At 74.4% G+C, this 15,984-nt stretch carries 16 protein-coding genes; 12 read left to right on the top strand and 4 right to left on the bottom strand.

Annotation, left to right across the window (positions count from 1 at the left end; genetic code table 11):
• Positions 1 to 76: 76 nt before the first annotated feature.
• Genes ACFOY2_RS32880 through ACFOY2_RS32910 form a run of 7 tightly spaced genes read left to right on the top strand, consistent with a single transcriptional unit; the run spans position 77 to position 5,467 of the window.
• The gene (locus ACFOY2_RS32880; protein WP_379531993.1) at positions 77 to 685 is read left to right on the top strand and encodes a biotin transporter BioY; all 609 of its coding nucleotides are present in this window, start codon (positions 77 to 79) and stop codon (positions 683 to 685) included.
• A gap of 7 nt (positions 686 to 692) precedes the next feature.
• Positions 693 to 2,045, top strand: coding sequence for a class I adenylate-forming enzyme family protein (locus tag ACFOY2_RS32885; RefSeq protein ID WP_379531994.1), 1,353 nt, complete (start codon positions 693 to 695; stop codon positions 2,043 to 2,045).
• A gap of 1 nt (position 2,046) precedes the next feature.
• Positions 2,047 to 3,171, top strand: a complete 1,125-nt coding sequence (locus tag ACFOY2_RS32890; protein WP_379531995.1) for a thiolase family protein — start codon at positions 2,047 to 2,049, stop codon at positions 3,169 to 3,171.
• Positions 3,172 to 3,846 carry an energy-coupling factor ABC transporter ATP-binding protein gene (locus tag ACFOY2_RS32895; RefSeq protein WP_379531996.1) on the top strand — a complete coding sequence of 225 codons (675 nt, stop codon included), beginning with the start codon at positions 3,172 to 3,174 and terminating at the stop codon, positions 3,844 to 3,846.
• Entirely contained in the window at positions 3,843 to 4,451 is a 609-nt protein-coding gene (locus ACFOY2_RS32900) for an energy-coupling factor transporter transmembrane component T family protein (RefSeq protein ID WP_379531997.1), read from the top strand. Before ACFOY2_RS32895 ends, ACFOY2_RS32900 begins: the two co-directional genes overlap by 4 nt.
• A 51-nt stretch (positions 4,452 to 4,502) precedes the next feature.
• Complete coding sequence (locus ACFOY2_RS32905; protein ID WP_379531998.1) at positions 4,503 to 4,853, top strand: ArsR/SmtB family transcription factor; 351 nt, start codon at positions 4,503 to 4,505, stop codon at positions 4,851 to 4,853.
• Positions 4,853 to 5,467 (top strand): SRPBCC family protein, encoded by a 615-nt coding sequence (locus ACFOY2_RS32910; RefSeq protein ID WP_379531999.1) that lies wholly within the window; start codon positions 4,853 to 4,855, stop codon positions 5,465 to 5,467. The genes ACFOY2_RS32905 and ACFOY2_RS32910 overlap by 1 nt, the downstream gene beginning before the upstream one ends.
• An 11-nt stretch (positions 5,468 to 5,478) precedes the next feature.
• On the opposite strand, the gene ACFOY2_RS32915 is transcribed toward ACFOY2_RS32910, so the two are convergent.
• The 4 genes from ACFOY2_RS32915 to ACFOY2_RS32930 all read right to left on the bottom strand — a co-directional run bounded on the left by ACFOY2_RS32915 (position 5,479) and on the right by ACFOY2_RS32930 (position 11,540).
• Positions 5,479 to 6,123, bottom strand: coding sequence for a response regulator transcription factor (locus ACFOY2_RS32915; protein WP_379532000.1), 645 nt, complete (start codon positions 6,121 to 6,123; stop codon positions 5,479 to 5,481).
• Between the two features lie 11 nt (positions 6,124 to 6,134).
• Positions 6,135 to 7,379 carry a sensor histidine kinase gene (locus ACFOY2_RS32920; protein WP_379532001.1) on the bottom strand — a complete coding sequence of 415 codons (1,245 nt, stop codon included), beginning with the start codon at positions 7,377 to 7,379 and terminating at the stop codon, positions 6,135 to 6,137.
• 202 nt (positions 7,380 to 7,581) lie between these two features.
• Entirely contained in the window at positions 7,582 to 8,739 is a 1,158-nt protein-coding gene (locus ACFOY2_RS32925; protein ID WP_379532002.1) for an SWIM zinc finger family protein, read from the bottom strand.
• Positions 8,736 to 11,540, bottom strand: coding sequence for a DEAD/DEAH box helicase (locus ACFOY2_RS32930; RefSeq protein WP_379532091.1), 2,805 nt, complete (start codon positions 11,538 to 11,540; stop codon positions 8,736 to 8,738). The genes ACFOY2_RS32925 and ACFOY2_RS32930 overlap by 4 nt, the downstream gene beginning before the upstream one ends.
• Before the next feature lie 110 nt (positions 11,541 to 11,650).
• Here ACFOY2_RS32930 and ACFOY2_RS32935 point away from each other — a divergent pair, with 110 nt between their 5' ends.
• From ACFOY2_RS32935 to ACFOY2_RS32955, 5 genes are all read left to right on the top strand, one after another.
• The gene (locus ACFOY2_RS32935) at positions 11,651 to 12,268 is read left to right on the top strand and encodes a DedA family protein (protein ID WP_379532003.1); all 618 of its coding nucleotides are present in this window, start codon (positions 11,651 to 11,653) and stop codon (positions 12,266 to 12,268) included.
• Positions 12,252 to 13,358 (top strand): sensor histidine kinase, encoded by a 1,107-nt coding sequence (locus ACFOY2_RS32940; RefSeq protein ID WP_379532004.1) that lies wholly within the window; start codon positions 12,252 to 12,254, stop codon positions 13,356 to 13,358. Before ACFOY2_RS32935 ends, ACFOY2_RS32940 begins: the two co-directional genes overlap by 17 nt.
• Positions 13,349 to 13,993 (top strand): response regulator, encoded by a 645-nt coding sequence (locus ACFOY2_RS32945; protein ID WP_379532005.1) that lies wholly within the window; start codon positions 13,349 to 13,351, stop codon positions 13,991 to 13,993. The genes ACFOY2_RS32940 and ACFOY2_RS32945 overlap by 10 nt, the downstream gene beginning before the upstream one ends.
• A gap of 79 nt (positions 13,994 to 14,072) precedes the next feature.
• Complete coding sequence (locus ACFOY2_RS32950) at positions 14,073 to 15,245, top strand: PucR family transcriptional regulator (protein WP_379532006.1); 1,173 nt, start codon at positions 14,073 to 14,075, stop codon at positions 15,243 to 15,245.
• A gap of 175 nt (positions 15,246 to 15,420) precedes the next feature.
• On the top strand, positions 15,421 to 15,867 hold the full coding sequence (locus tag ACFOY2_RS32955; RefSeq protein WP_379532007.1) for an SRPBCC family protein: 447 nt from the start codon (positions 15,421 to 15,423) through the stop codon (positions 15,865 to 15,867).
• Positions 15,868 to 15,984: the final 117 nt, after the last annotated feature.

Here is a 15,984-nt window from a genome sequence, read left to right on the forward strand (position 1 = left end):
CTCGCAGTTGGGAGCGCGGAAAGTTGTGGGATACCTCCATGTCTGAAAGGCGGCTTTCTGGTGTGGGATCGACCCCATGAAGAGTGTGGGAAGACCGCGCAGGTTCCCGGTGGGAGATCTGGCGAGGGTGGCGGTGTTCGCCGCGTTGATCGCGGTGCTGGGCCTGCCCGGTTCGGTGAACGTCTTCAGCAACGCCGTCCCGATCACGCTGCAGACGCTGGGCGTGATGCTGGCCGGTGCGATCCTCGGCACGTGGCGGGCCGCGCTGGCGGTGGCGGTGCTGCTGCTGGCGGTCGCGGCGGGCTGGCCGCTGCTGGCCGGCGGGCGGGGCGGGCTCGGGGTGTTCGCGGGCCCTTCCGCGGGGTTCCTGATCGGCTGGCTTCCCGGCGCGGCCGTGACGGGCTGGCTGGTGGAGCGGGCCGGCCGCAATCCGGGGATCGTCCGCCTGCTGGTGGCGTGCCTGGTGGGCGGCGTCGGCGTGGTCTACCTGTTCGGCGTCCCGGTGCAGGCGGCCATCACCGGGGTGTCGCTGAGCACGACGCTGGCGCTCAGCGCGCTCTTCCTGCCGGGTGACCTGATCAAGGCGGTGCTGGCCTCGATCGTGGCCAGGGGCACGCAGCGGGCCTACCCGGACGCGGTCCCCACCGTGCATCGCGAGCGGCTGCGTTCCGGCGGGGGGCGTTGACCTCTCGATGCCGATAGCCGAACACGTGTTGCGGCACGCCGCCGAGCGTCCTGACCGGCTCGCGGTGTGCGGTCCAGAAGGCGAGCTCACCTACGCCGAGCTCGACGCGAACGCGGGCGGCGCCGCCCGCCACCTGATCGGGCAGGGGGTCGGGCCGGGCGCGCTGGTCGCGATCGGGGTGGACGACCCGGTCGCGCTGCTGACCGCGGTGCTGGCCGCCGATCTGGCCGGGGCGACGCCGCTGGTGGGCGACCCCTCCTGGGGCCGGGAGCGGTGGGCCCAGGTCGTGGAGGCGGCCGACGTCCTCGTCCAGGCGCCGCTGCCGTCGCGGGAGGGGCCGCCGGTGACGCCGCGGGCCCTGCCGGGCGACCACGCGTGGGCGTGCTTCAGTTCGGGCAGCACCGGCAGGCCGCGCGCGATCGTGCGGACGCGGGCGTCGTGGACGCGTTCATTCCGGCATCTGGGCGAGCTGGCCGGGATCGGCCCCGACGACGTGGTCCTGGTGCCGGGGCCGCTGGTGTCCTCCCTGTACGCTTTCGCCGCCGTGCACGCCCTGGCCACGGGCGCGACGGCGCTCGTGCCCGGCCGCTGGCCGGCGCGCTCGCTGGCCGCGCACCTGGCCACCGCCACGGTCGTGCACCTGGTGCCGCACCGGCTGCCCGAGGTGCTGCGGCAGCCGGGGGCGCTGCGCACGGCGGTGGTCGGCGGGGCGGCGCTCGACCCCGCGGTGCGGGCGCGGGCGGCCCGGGCGGGGGTGCGGGTGGTGTCGTACTACGGGGCCACGGAGTTGTCGTTCGTGGCCGTGGACGTCGACGGGGGCGGGCTGCGCCCTTTCCCCGGAGTGGAGATCGAGGTCAGGGGCGAGGGCGGGCTGGGCGAGGTGTGGGCGCGCTCGCCGTGGCTGGCCGAAGGCTATCTCGGCGGGGCCGCGGGGCCGCTGCGGCGAGATGGGCAGGGCTGGGTGAGCGTGGGCGACCTGGCGGAGCCGTACCGATCGGGTGAGGTGCTGCGGGTGCGCGGGCGCGGTGAGGGCGCGATCCAGACCGGCGGGGCCACCGTCGTGCCCGAGGACGTCGAGGAGGTGCTGCGCCGGGTGCCGGGCGTGGGGGACGTCGTGGTGGTCGGCTCGCCGCATCCGTCGCTGGGCTCGGTGGTCACCGCGATCGTCGAGACGGGCGGCGCGGCGCCGCCGCGATCGCTGCTGGAGTCGGTGGCCAGAGGCGGCCTGGACGTGGCGCAGCGGCCCCGCCGCTGGTACGCGATGGCGAGCCTGCCGCGCACGCCGACGGGCAAACCGGCGCGCGCGCTGCTGGAGTCCCGGCTGGCCGACGGCGACCCCGGCATCCGGCGGCTGGTCTGACATGAGCGCGAACAACACTCCCGTCATCGTGGCGGCCCGGCGCACCCCCATCGGGACGGCCGGGCACGCCTTCAAGGACCTGACCGTCGACCGGCTGGCCGCCCCCGTGATCGCCGCCGTGGCGCGCGAGGCCGGCGAACGGCCGGTCGAGGATGTGGTGCTGGGCAACTGCATGGGCCCCGGCGGCAACGTGGCCCGGGTGTCGGCGCTGGCGGCGGGCCTGGGGCACGAGGTGCCCGGGGTGACGGTGGACCGGCAGTGCGGCAGCGGCCTGGCCGCGATCCTGGTGGCCGGGCAGGCGGTGCGGGCCGGCGACATGGACCTGGTGATCGCCGGAGGCGCCGAGAGCGCCTCCACCGCGCCGCTGCGCACGCATCGGGGGGCCGAGCGGCCCTACGAGCGGGCGCCGTTCGTCCCCGGCGGCCACCCCGACCCCGGCATGGGGCCGGCCGCCGAGGCGCTGGCGGCGGCCCGCGAGGTCACCAGGCGGCGCCAGGACGCCTACGCCTGCCGCAGCCACGCCGGCGCGCTGGCCGCCCGCGCGGCCGGGCGTTTCGAGCACGAGATCGTCCCGCTCGGCGGCCGGTGCGAGGATCAGCGGCCCCGCCCGCTGCGGCCGCAGTCGCTGGCCCGGCTGCCTGCGGCGTTCGTGGCGGGCGGTACAGTGACGGCCGGTAATTCCTCCCCGATCAGCGACGGCGCCGCGGCGGTGGCGATCGTGCCCGAGCGGCTGCGCGCGGGCCTGCCGGGGATGCGGCTGCTGGCAGGGGCGGTCGCCGGATGCGATCCCGCCCTGCCCGGGTGGGGGCCGGTGCCCGCCGTGCGGCGGGTGCTGGCGCGTACGGGGGTGGATGTGGAGCACGTCGCGGCGGTGGAGATCGTGGAGGCGTTCGCGGCGCAGGTGCTGGCCGTGACCGACGCGCTCGGGCTCGACCCGCCCGATCGGGTGTGCGTGGACGGCGGTGCGCTGGCGCTGGGCCATCCGTGGGGGGCCTCCGGCGCGGTCGTGGTGACCAGACTGTTCACGCGGCTGGTCCGCCAGGGCGCGCCACCCGGGACGCTGGGTCTGGCGGCGGCCGCGGTGGGCGGCGGTCTGGGTGTGGCGGCGCTGTTCGAGGTGGTGTGAGTGATCGAGTTCGACGAGGTCCACATGCGTCTGGGCGAGCGTGAGGTGCTGCGCGGCATCACCGCCGGCCTGCCTGAGCGGCGCGTCGGCGTGGTCGGCGCCAACGGCTCGGGCAAGAGCACGCTGGCCCGCCTGATCAACGGCCTGGCGTTGCCGACGTCGGGCACGGTGCGCGTGCTGGGCCTGGACACGCGCCGGCAGGCCGCCAAGATCAGGCGGGGCGTCGGGTTCCTGTTCACCGACCCCGACGCGCAGATCGTGATGCCGACGGTGGCCGAGGACGTGGCGTTCTCGCTGCGCCGCAAGGGCCACTCGCGCGAGGAGGTCGATCGGCGGGTGCGCGCCGTGCTGGACCGATACGGCCTGGGCGGGCACGCCGACCATCCCGCCCACCAGCTGTCGGGCGGCCAGAAGCAGTTGCTGGCGTTGTGCTCGGTGATGGTGCTGGAGCCGCAGATCCTCGTCATGGACGAGCCGACCACGCTGCTGGACCTGCGGCATTCGCGGCAGGTCGCCGAGTTGTTGCGCCAGATGCCGCAGCAGGTGCTGGTGGTCAGCCATGACCTGCCGCTGCTGGCCGGCTTCGATCGGGTGCTGGTGCTCGATCAGGGCAGGATCGTCGCCGACGGCTCCCCCGAGGAGGCCATCGGCTACTACAGGAAGCTGATGGCGTGAACGGCCTGACCGGCGCCTACGTCCAGGGCGGCTCGGTGCTGCACCGGCTGCCCGCGGGGGTCAAGCTGGCCGCTCTGGTGCCGGCGTGCACGGCGCTGGTGCTGTTGCGTTCGCCGCCGGCGCTGGCCGGGGCGGGCCTCGTGGTGGCCGGGCTGTATGCGCTGTCGCGGGTCGGGGTGGCGGCGGCGTGGGCGCAGGTGCGGCCGGTGCGCTGGTTCGCGGTGGCGCTGTTCGCGATGCAGTGGGCCTTCGTGGATCTGCAGGGGGCGGCCTCGACGACGTTGCGCGTGGTGCTGGCGGTGGCGCTGGCGGGGCTGGTCACGCTCACCACGCGCACCTCGGCGATGATGGCGGCGCTGGAACGCGGCCTGGCGCCGGTGCGGCTGGTGGGCCTGGACCCGTTCCGGATGTCGCTGCTGCTGTCGATGACCGTGCGCAGCGTGCCCGTCGTGGCCGCCCTGGCCACGCGGGTGCGGGAGGCGCAGCGGGCCAGGGGGGTCGAGCGCAGCCTGCGCGCGTTCGCGGTGCCGTTGGTGGTGAGCTCGCTGCGGCACGCCGACGCGCTCGGCGAGGCGCTCATCGCCCGCGGCCTGGACGACGACTGATCCATTATCCCATGTTTGACTTATATAAGCGGGACCTGAAACACTCTGGTCGTGCACGCATTCGACGTTCTCGGCGATCCGGTGCGGCGCCGCATCCTGGAGCTGCTGGCCGGCGGCGAGCAGAGCTCGGGCGAGGTCACCGCCGTCATCCAGCGCGAGTTCGGCATCTCCCAGCCCGCCGTCTCCCAGCATCTGCGGGTGCTGCGCGACAACGGCTTCGCCAGCGTGCGGGCCGAGGGGACGCGCCGGCTCTACGCCGTGGAGTTCGCGCCGCTGCGGGAGGTCGATCTGTGGCTGGAGCGTTTTCGCGGTTTCTGGACCCAGCGTCTGGACGCGCTGGCCACCGAGCTGGCCCGGGGCAAACGAGAACGACGTGAGAACAACACAACGGAGGACACCTGATGGATTTCGTCGACGAGCTCAACCGCACCCACCGGGAGGTGACCACCGGCGCACGCAAGAACATGCTGCTGCGCCGCCACTACGACGCCGACGTCCAGGACGTGTGGCAGGCCTGCACCGAGGCCGAGCGTCTGGCCCGCTGGTTCCTGCCGGTGAGCGGCGACCTGCGCCTGGGCGGCACCTACCAGCTCCAGGGCAACGCCGGCGGCGAGATCCTGCGCTGCGAGCCGCCGAACCTGCTGCGGGTGAGCTGGCTGTTCGGCGAGAACCCCGGCTTTTCCGAGGTCGAGGTGCGCCTGTCGGCCAAGGACGGCGGCACCCTGTTCGAGCTGCACCACACCGCCGAGATGCCGCAGGAGTGGTGGGAGCGCTACGGCCCCGGCTCGGTCGGCGTCGGCTGGGACCTGTCGCTGCTCAGCCTGGGCCTGTACCTGTCGGGCGGTGCGAAGATCGATGAGGAGACCTTCCACGAGACCGTCGAGGGCCGGCGCTTCATCACCGGGAGCGGCCGCGCGTGGGGCGCGGCCCAGCAGGCCGCGGGCGACCCGCCCGACCAGGTCGCCGCCGGTGTCGCCGCGACCGTCGCCTTCTACGCCCCCGAACCCTCCTCCTAAGGGGGCGGGGCTCACGCCTGCAGGAAGCGCAGGACGGCCAGCACCCGGCGGTGGTCGTTGTCGGAGGGCGTCAGCGCCAGTTTGGTGAAGATCTGGGTGACGTGCTTCTCCACCGACCCGTATGACAGGAACAGGGCCTCGGCGATGGCGCTGTTGGAGCGGCCCTGGGCCATCATGGCCAGCACCTCGCCTTCCCTGGGGGTCAGCGCCCCCAGGGCGTCGGCCCGCCGGCTGGCGCCCATGATCTGGGTGACGACCTCGGGGTCGAGCACGGTCTGCCCGGCCGCGATCGCTTCGAGGGCGGCCAGGAAGTCCTTGATGTCGGCGACGCGCTCCTTGAGCAGGTAGCCGACGCCGCGGGCGCCGTCGGCCAAAAGCTGGGCGGCGTAGCGGGTCTCGATGTACTGGGAGAACACCAGCACGCCGAGGCCGGGGTGGTCGCGGCGGATCCTGATCGCGGCGCGCAGCCCCTCGTCGGTGTGGGTGGGCGGCATGCGCACGTCGACGACGGCGACGTCGGGGCGGTGCTCGGCCACGGCCTCGGCCAGTGTGTCGCCGTCGCCCACGGCGGCGGCCACGTCGTGGCCCCGTGAGGACAGCAGCAGGCACAGGCCGTCGCGGAGCACCACGGCGTCCTCGGCGATCACGATGCGCATGCGGGTTCCGTTCAGGCGCGCAGGGGCAGGTCGACGGTGACCACCGTAGGCCCTCCCGGGGGGCTGTGGAGGCCGAGTGTGCCGTCCACGACCCGGACGCGGTCGGCCAGGCCGCGCAGCCCCGTGCCTGTGCCTGTTGCCGGGCTGATCGCCGCGCCGCCGTCGCCGTCGTCGCTGACGCGCAGGCGCAGCCGCCCGTCGCGGGCCCGCAGCTGGACCTCGGCCCGCCGGGCGCCGCTGTGCTTGGCCACGTTGGCCAGCAGTTCGGCGGTGCAGTAGAAGGCGATGGTCTCCACGGCGGGCGAGGGCCGTTGCGGCAGGTCGGCGTCGAGTGCGACGGTCAGCGGGCTGCGTGCGGCCAGCGTGGTCAGGGCGACCTCGAGCCCGTTGTCCAGCGCGGGCGGGTGGATGCCGCGGATGAGGTCGGTCAGCTCCGCGAGGCTCTCCTTGGCGGTGTGGTGGGCGCCCTCGAGCAGGGCGCGGGCGCGGTCCAGCCGCGGCGAGCGGCCTGCCTCGGCCAGTTCCTCCCGTACCATGTCCAGACTCATCGCCAGGGTGAGCAGGCGGGCGGCGGTGCCGTCGTGCAGGTCGCGTTCGACGCGGCGCAGCGCGGCGGCGGCGTCGTCCACGGCCAGCGCGCGGGTCTCCTCCAGGGTGCGGATGCGGGTGGCCGCGGGGGCGGGGCCGAGCAGCGTGCGCGCCAGCATCCGTTCGGGGCCGAGCGCGAGGTGCACCCCGGCGGGGGCCGCCAGCAGCAGCACCAGCCCGATCGCGCTGGCCGTCAGCGCCCCCGGCCAGCCCGCGGGCCTCAGCGCGGGGACGAGGGCGGCCTGCCACCACAGGGGGCAGGTGAGCAGAAGCGCGCCGAGCCCCCACAGCCCGCCCGCGGCCGCGAACGCCAGGACGGCCGCGGGCAGCCGGACCAGGCTGTGGATGATGGCCCGCCATCCGGCGGCGTCGCCGAGCGCCGTGCCCAGCCGGTTGAACAGCCCCGCGGGCAGCCGCAACGGGGCGGGCCCGGCCACCGGCGCCCCCGCCAGCCGGGCCAGCCGCCGGTTGGCCGCGCCGAGCCCCCTGGCGCCCGGCACGCACAGCGCCAGCAGCGGCAGCCCGAGGCCGGAGGCCGAGCCCATCACGCCCATCGCCACGACCAGCAGGTACACCAGCCCGGCCGCCGCCGTCAGCGGCAGCGTCAGCACGTAGGCCAGCTCTCGCCCCGCCCGTTCCGGCGTGCCCATCCATGTTCCCTTCCGCACGCCCCCAGCCTGCCCGGCCGCCCGCCGGCGGCACCACCCGGCGGGCCCGTGGGGGACATCCGGAAAACCTCCGGCGGCTGTCCCCATGGCCCGCGCGCGGCCAGCAGGGTTGCCACTGTTGACCCGCCGAGCCCTGAGCCCGCCGGGCCCGAAGAGCCGATCGGCCCCGCGCCCGCCATGGGCCGATCGGCCTCGCCGGGCGCTAAAGGCCGATGAGCGCGGCGGGGTCGCGTTCCGGCGCCCCGGCGGGCCACCACCCGTCCTGGCGGCGGGTGAAGGGGTACCAGCGGCCGTCGCGGCCGTAGCGGAGCTGGAGGTCGCCGATGGTCCAGCGGTTGCGCCAGGCGCGCATTCGGGGCGGTTGTTCGCCCTCCCATCCGGCCTCCAGCAGCGCCTGCGCTCTGGCCAGGTCGCGGCGGGGCGGCGTCCAGGCGGTTTCGAGCGTCTCGAGGCCGTCCGCGCCGCCATAGCGCCACGCCTGGACGGCGGCGTCGAGGCCGAGGGGCAGGTCGTGGTCGGCGGCCAGCCGCACCAGGTCCTGGTGCTCGCTCAGGTCGGGCAGGCGGCCGTGGCGCAGCACCTGGCGGGCCCGGTCGGCGGCGGAGGCGGCCAGCACGCGCAGCGCGGCCGGCTCCACACCGGCGTCGGCGGGAGCGTCCAGGGCGGGCGGGGTGAAGGCGACGTCGAATGGGGGCGGTTCGGGCAGCGGCGGCGTGTCAGGCCGATCTTGCCTGGCGAACGCCACGGCGGCGGGCACGCCCGGCGAACCCTGCGCGGCGTCCTGGCCCCGCGGCGGCGCCGCCGCGGGGACGTCGCGGCGTTGCAGCGCCTCGATCAGCTCGCGCTCGCCCCGGCCGCGCATCAGCAGCAGCACGAACGGGTCGGCGTCCAGCAGCCACGACGCCTGGTAGCACAGGGCGGCGGCGTGCTTGCACGGGTGGCCCCAGTCGGGGCAGGAGCATTCGGGTTCCAGGTCGCCGACGGCCGGCAGCAGCGGCACGGCGGCGTCCTGGGCGGCCTGGACCAGGTCGTGGGGCATGTCGCGCTCGAGCAGCGCGGCGATGTGCCCCGCCTTGGCGGCGACCTGGTCCAGGAATCGTTGCCATGCGGCGTCGGTGAGCTGCTCGACGCGGACGACGGTGTCGTAGTCGCTTTCGGCGACCGCGGCGATCCGGCCGGGGCTGACGGTGATGGGCCCGACCTGCCCGGTCTTGGCGTAGGCGCGGCCCTTGCGGAGCAGGCCGTGGTCGAGTGAGGTGTCCTCCATGGCCTTGATCCAGGCGCGGCCCCACCAGGAGGTGGCGAAGCGGGCGCCGGCGTGTTGCGGGGGGAAGGCGGGGAATCCGCGGGCGGCGTTCATGATCTCAGCTCCACGAGGGCGGCGAGTTCGGTGTCGGTCAGCTCGGTGAAGGCGGCTTCGCCGGAGGCGAGCACGGCCTCGGCGAGTGAGCGTTTGGCGGCCAGCATCTCGGCGATGCGGTCCTCGATCGTGCCTTCGGCGATCAGGCGGTGCACCTGGACGGGCCTGGTCTGGCCGATGCGGTGGGCGCGGTCGGTGGCCTGGTCCTCCACGGCGGGGTTCCACCAGCGGTCGTAGTGGATGACGTGGTCGGCGCGGGTGAGGTTCAGTCCGGTGCCGGCGGCCTTGAGCGAGAGCAGGAACACCGGGATCCGGCCGTCCTGGAAGCTTTGGATCATCTCCTCGCGGCGGGCGATGGGGGTGCCGCCGTGCAGGAGCCGGGTGGCCACGCCGCGGGAGGTGAGGTGCTGCTGCAGGAGGCGGGCCATGGCGACGTACTGCGTGAACACCAGCACCGCGCCGTCCTCGGCGACGATGGTGTCCAGGAGTTCGTCGAGCAGTTCCAGCTTGCCGGAGCGGCCCGGCAGGCGGGCGCCGCTCTCGTGCAGGTAGTGGGCGGGGTGGTTGCAGATCTGTTTGAGAGCGGTGAGCAGCTTGACGATCAGGCCGCGCCTGGCCATGCCGGTGGACTCGGCGATCTGGGCCATGATCTCGCGGACGACGGCCTCGTACAGGCCGGCCTGTTCGGTGGTGAGCGCGACGGGGCGGTCGGTCTCGGTCTTGGGCGGAAGTTCGGGCGCGATGCCGGGGTCGCTCTTCTTGCGGCGCAGCAGGAACGGCCCGATCAGCCGTGAGAGCCGTCCGGCGGCGTCGCCGTCGCCGGACTCGACCGGTTTGGCCCAGCGCGCCCTGAACCGTGTCAGCGGCCCGAGCAGCCCCGGTGTGGCCCAGTCGAGGATGGCCCACAGCTCCGACAGGTTGTTCTCCATGGGGGTGCCGGTGAGCGCGACGCGGGCGGCGGCGGGAATCTCCCGGAGGGCTTTGGCGGTGCCGGAGGCGGGGTTCTTGACGTGCTGGGCTTCGTCGGCGACGAGCAGCCCCCATGGGTGCGTGGCCAGGCGGGCGGCGTCCAGGCGCATGGTCTGGTACGTCGTCAGCACGAACCCGTCCTCGAATCCTTCGCCCTCCAGGGCGCGCTGGGCGCCGTGGTAGCGGCGCACGGGCACGCCCGGGGCGAACCTGGCGATCTCGCGCTCCCAGTTGCCCAGCAGCGAGGCCGGGCACACCACGAGTGTGGGCCCGGTGCCGGCGCGGTGCAGGTGCAGCGCGATGAGGGTGATCGTCTTGCCCAGGCCCATGTCGTCGGCCAGGCAGGCGCCGAGCCCGAGCGAGGTGAGCTGGGCCAGCCAGCGCAGCCCGGCGAGCTGGTAGTCGCGCAGTGTGGCGGCCAGGCCGGGCGGCGGGGCGGCCTCGGCGGGCTGGGACAGGCGTTCGCGCAGCTCGCGCAGCCAGTCGGTGGGCTCGACGGCGATCTGTTCTCCGTCGAGTTCGACGGTGCCGGTCAGGGCGGCGCCGAGGGCTTCGAGCCCGGTCAGGGGCTTGAGGTCGCGCTGGCGGGCCTTGCGGGCCAGGTCGGGGTCGATGAGCACCCATTGGTCGCGCAGCCGGACGACGGGGCGGTGGGCCTCGGCGAGGTGGTCCATCTCGGCGGCGCTCAGGCGCCGGCCACCGAGGGCGAGCTGCCAGTCGAAGCTGGTCAGGTGGTGGCCGCCCAGGAAGGAGGGCATGTCGGAGGGCGCGCTGTCGCGTTCGCCGATGACGGCCCTGGCGCTGAGGCCGCGCACGAGGCTCTTGGGCCAGTGCACGTCGACGCCGGTCGCGGCCAGGCGGTCGGCGGCGCCGGCGAGGAGGTCTTCCACGTCGGCGTCGGACAGGGTGAGCTCGTCGGGGACGGCGCTGTCGAGCAGCCGTTGCAGGCGGGGCCAGGCGCGGGCGGCGCGGCGGATGGCCAGCGTGGTCTCGATCCTGGCCCTCGGGCCGAGGCCGGGGTCGTGGCCCTGCCACAGCTCGCCCGCGTCAACGACGAGGGAGGGGTCGGCCAGGCTGTGCAACTGGACGACGGCGCGGAACTCGGCGGCGGCCAGGTCGTCGGCCTCCAGGCGCAGCGACAGCCGCACGCCGGAGTCGAGCCCGGCCGACACCTCCTCGGCCCAGGGGCGCAGGTGGGGGACTTTGACGGGGGCGAGCGCGGCGTAGGGGGTGGTGCCGGTGGCGCGGACGGCGCCGGGGGAGCGCGGCATGGCGTCGGCGACGGCGTCGAGGAAGGCCCGCACGAGCCCTTCGGCGTCGGGCAGCCGCACCCCGCCGTCCTGCTCGCCTGGCACGTCGCCCGGTTGGGGCTGCACGTGCCGGATGCCGTCCTGCTCGTCCGGGCCCGGTTCGGCCGTGGCGGGCGGGAGGGGGATGGCGCGGGCGGAGGCGGGCATGGCGGCGGCCAGTTCGCGGATGCGCCGCACGTCGGCGGCGTCCAGCGGCCCGGCCCGCCAGGAGTCGTGCTCGCCTGGCGAGACCCCCGGCAGGATGCGGCCCCGGGTCAGGAGTTGCAGCGCGACCAGGGCCACGGCGCCCCAGAAGCGGGCCGCGGGGTGGGCCCGGGGGTCTTTGCGGGCGCGGGCCAGCGCGGCGACGGCCTGCCCGACGGGGACGAGCGCGGCCGGCGCCTGCCGCGTCCGTATGGTGCCGTCGAGGTTTTCCGCGACGGTCACCGCGGCGTCTCCGTCGGGGTCGAGGAAGGCCATGTGACCGGTTCTGGGAGGGTCGCCGGGCTGGAAAATCGCCGGGTGAGGTGCCGGATCCGTCATGAAGCTCACGGCCGTACAGTGTACGGTAAACGGGGGGTGTGGTTTACCACACCCCGAGATCGGCCACCGTCCGCATTACTCCCATATCGGATCTTCCGTAGCCTTACCTCATGACTGATTGGCTAGTTGGACTCATGGAGAGTTTCGGGGCACCCGGGGCGGGGCTCGCGATCGCACTGGAGAACCTTTTCCCGCCCCTGCCCAGCGAGGTGATCCTCCCGCTGGCCGGCTTCACCGCCAGCAGGGGCGAGCTGGACCTGCTGGACGTCCTGGTATGGACGACGCTCGGCTCCGTGGTCGGGGCCCTGGCCCTGTACTGGGTGGGCGCGATGCTGGGCCGCGAGCGGACGCTGGCCATCGCCGCCAAGCTTCCCCTGGTCAAGCTGTCCGACATCGAAAAGACCGAGGCCTGGTTCCTCAAGCACGGCCGCAAGACGGTCTTCTTCGGGCGCATGATCCCCATCTTCCGCAGCCTCATCTCCATCCCGGCGGGCGTCGAGCGGATGCCGCTGGTGACCTTCACGCTGCTGACCACGGCCGGCAGCGCGATCTGGAACACGATCTTCGTGATGGCGGGCTACCTGCTCGGCGAGAACTGGGCGCTGGTGGAGGAGTACGCCGGCATCGTCAGCAAGGTCGTGGCCGGGCTGGTCGTGCTCGCGCTCGTGGTGTTCGTCGTCGTCCGGCTGAGCGAGCGGCGCAAGGGCAGGCATGCCGGTCGCCCTTGAGGGCCTGCGACTGCTGGGGGCGGTGGCGCTGGGCGCGCTCAGCGCGCTGGCGGAACTGATGTTCCTGCTGCTGGCGCTGCCGTTCCTCGGCAATCCGAACGTCAGTGCCGCGGCCCGCCGCCTGGCCCGGCTGGAGGCCCGCCGCCTGCGCCTGGAGGCCACCGCGCTGCAGGCGCTGGCCGAGGGCGAGGACGGCGGCCGGCCGGTGCGCTACCTGGCCGCCCGCGTCCCGGTCGGCGTGCTGGGCGGCCTGGTGGTCGCGCTGCTGGTGTACGGGGCCTGGACGGTCGTGCGGATGGCAGCCGCCTGGAGCCGGGGCGAGCCGTTCGACGGGATGGCGCCGACGCCGCCGCTGGTGACCTACCTCGGGCTGGCCGGGTGTGTGGCGCTGTTTTTGAATCTGTCGGGCGTGGCCGGCGTGCACGCGCTGGAGCGGCGGCTGGCCAGGCACCTGCTGAGCCCCGACCGCACGCAGGCGCTGGAACGCAGGATCGCCGAACTGGCCGAAAGCCGGGCCGGCATCGTGGCGGCGGTCGACTCCGAGCGGCGCAGGATCGAACGCGACCTGCACGACGGGCTGCAGCAGCGGCTGGTGGCGCTGTCGATGCTCGTCGGCCGCTCCAGACGGGGGCGGCCGGAACTGCTGGAGCAGGCGCACCAGGAGGCGCAGCAGGCGCTGGCCGAACTGCGCGAGGTCGCCTGGCGGGTCTACCCGAGCGGGCTGGACTCCCTGGGGCTCGGCGAGGCCCTGGCCGGGGTGGCCGAGCGGTCCAGCGTCCCGGTCACGGTGGCGTGCGAGCTGCGGCGGCGCCCGCCGATGCCGGTGGAGACGGCGGCGTACTTCGTGGTGTGCGAGGCGGTGACGAACGCCGCCAAACACGCCGGCGCCACGCGCATCGCCGTCAGCGTGCACGAGGAGCAGGACGCGCTCGTCGTCCGGGTGCGCGACGACGGCGCCGGCGGCGCGGACACCGGCGGCGGCGGCCTGTCGGGGCTGGCCCGGCGGGTGGCGGCGCTGGACGGCGCCTTCGAGGTGAGGAGCCCGCCCGGCGGCCCCACGCTGATCACGGCGGTGCTGCCGTGCGGGTGATCCTGGCCGAGGACTCCACCCTGCTGCGCGAGGGCCTGCTGCGGCTGCTGCTGGAGGAGGGCCACGAGGTCCCGGCTGCGGTCAGCGACGGCCAGGCGCTGGTGGCGGCGGTGGACGAGCACCGGCCGGACGTGGTCGTCGTCGACGTGCGCATGCCGCCGACCCACACCGACGAGGGCCTGCGGGCGGCGCTGGAGATCAGGCGGCGCCGGCCGTCGGTCAAGGTGCTGGTGTTGTCGCAGTACGTGGAAAAGCGCTACGCCACCGAGTTGATGAGCGCGGACGTCGAAGGCGTCGGCTACCTGCTCAAGGACCGGGTGGCGCAGGTCGGCGACTTCCTGGACGCCCTGGAGCGGGTGGGCGCGGGGGGAGCGGCCTTCGATCCGGAGGTGGTGCGGCAGTTGCTGGCCCGTACGACGCAACTCGACCCGCTGGCGCGGCTGACCGCGCGCGAGCGCGCGGTGCTGGAGCGGATGGCCCAGGGGCTGACCAACGCCTCGATCGCCCAGGCCCTGCACGTGTCGCAGTCGGCGGTGGAGAAGCACGTGAACTCGCTGTTCGACAAGCTGCGGCTGTCGCACACGACCGGCTACAGCCGCCGGGTGCTGGCGGTGCTGCACTTCCTGAAGTCCTGACGCCGCCCGGCCCCACACAGAAGTGATCCACGACGGGCCGGGCGGCGAATACCGCGAAGACCGCGGAAAAGGGGCGAACATGGGCGAACTATTTGAGTCGTTACGGGAACAGGTGGACGACAGCGCACGCGAAGCCGTCTCGGCGTATCTGCGCGAGATCCCCGAGTACGGGCAGACGCCGATCGTCGCGGCCAAGCGGGACGACCAAGCCGGCATGCTCGGCTTCGCCGTCTTCATCCGATCCAGGAGTTTCGCCCTGGCCCCGGCGGGCCTGCCACTGGGCGAACAGGACCTGTCGACGATCTCCTCGGCCGGCCGCCGGCGCGCCGAACTGGGCCTGACGGTCCTGGCGCAACACCGGGTGCTCGGGCTGCACACCCGCCTCATGCTCCAGGAGATCCACCGGGCGGCCGGCCCGGACGACGGCGACGACCTGCTGCGGATGGTCGGCTGGTTCGGCGCGCAGGGCGTCCGCGCCAAACGCGCCTACCTGCACGGCTACGCCGACGGAGTGAGCCGCTCGCGAAGACTGGCGGCCCGCGCCGAACTCCTGGCGCGCACGCTGCTCGCCGACGAGCCCCTAGAGCCGATGCAGCCGGTGGAACCGCGCCTGGAAGCGCTGGTGGCGCCCCGCTACGTGGTGTCGGTGCTGCGCATCCCCAACCCGCCCGTGCCCGAGCAGACCCGCTCCGCCATGGTGGAGGCCATCCTGGACACGCCGAAACCGGCCGCGCTGCCCGCCTGGCTGGAGCCCGGCGAACTCGCCCTGCTGACGCCCGGCGACCGTTCGGCGGCGCTGCGCCACCTGCGCTCGGCCACGGCCGTGCTCGGCCGCGCGTGCCAGGTCGCCTGCGCGCCCGGCGAGAGCGGCCGGCTCGCCGAAACGCTCACCTTGGCGCGCAAGGCCGCCCTGGTGGCGCCGTTGGAGGAGCGGCCGGCGCGCCTGCATGCCGTCGCCGACCTGTTCGTCGAGATGGCCGTGGCCAACGCGCCCGAGATCGACGCCTGGCTGGCCGCCTTCGCCCGGCGGCTGGCCGACGGGCCGGACCTCGTTTCGACCCTGCACGCCTACTACCGCCACGACATGAACCGCGTGGCCGCCTCGGCGGCGCTGGGCATCCACCCGCGTACCCTGGACTACCGGCTGCAACGCGCCCGCAAGGTGACGGGCCTTTCGCCCGGTTCGACGCTCGGCGTCCGGATGCTCAGCACGGCGGTGGCGCGCCTGCTGGCCCGCGAAAGTCCATGGTGACCCGGCCGGCCGTTTTCCCGGTGAGCGCCGTCCGGCAGCGGCCAGGGCGAGCGCCTGCCGGTAGGCGGTCTCGGCGTCGCGGCCGAGGCGGCGCACCCGTCGCGGGCGATCTCATCGGGTACGTTCGACTCGTCAAGGCCGATCATGAGCACGTCCTTACGGATGAGGGGGATCGATGAGGCCCGTGTACGCCGCCGCGGCCGTCCACGTGACCGCGCCGCCCGAGCAGGTCTTCGCGCTCATCACCGACTGGCCCCGTCATCGGGAGTGGATGTTCATGACCACGGCCCGCCAGGTGGGCGAGCACGCGGTCGAGGCCTACACCGGGGTGTGGCCGTTCGGCTTCCTGGACACGATGACGATCACCCACTGGCAGCCGCCGACGCTGGTGCGCGTCACCCACACCGGCCGCCTCGTGCGCGGCCGGGGCGCCATCCGGGTGCGGGCGTGCGCGCACGGCAGCCGCGTCATCTGGGCCGAGGAGCTGCACCTGCCGTTCGGCCCGGCGGGGCACGCGCTGTGGCCGCTGGCCCGCCCCCTGGCCGTCGCCCTGGCCCGCCACTCCCTGCGCACCCTGGCCGGGCTCCTGCCCACCCCGGCATCGCCGCGGCCGGCCGCCTGATCGCCGCGCCGTCGCGTGCCCGGCGGGCCACCGGCGTCAGCCTCGACACCGACAAGGGCGTCTTCGACCGGTTCCGCAGCCTGCCGATCGGGCGGTCGCCGCCGCTCATCTACCTGG

The organism is Nonomuraea purpurea, assembly GCF_042650645.1.
Lineage (GTDB): Bacteria > Actinomycetota > Actinomycetes > Streptosporangiales > Streptosporangiaceae > Nonomuraea > Nonomuraea purpurea.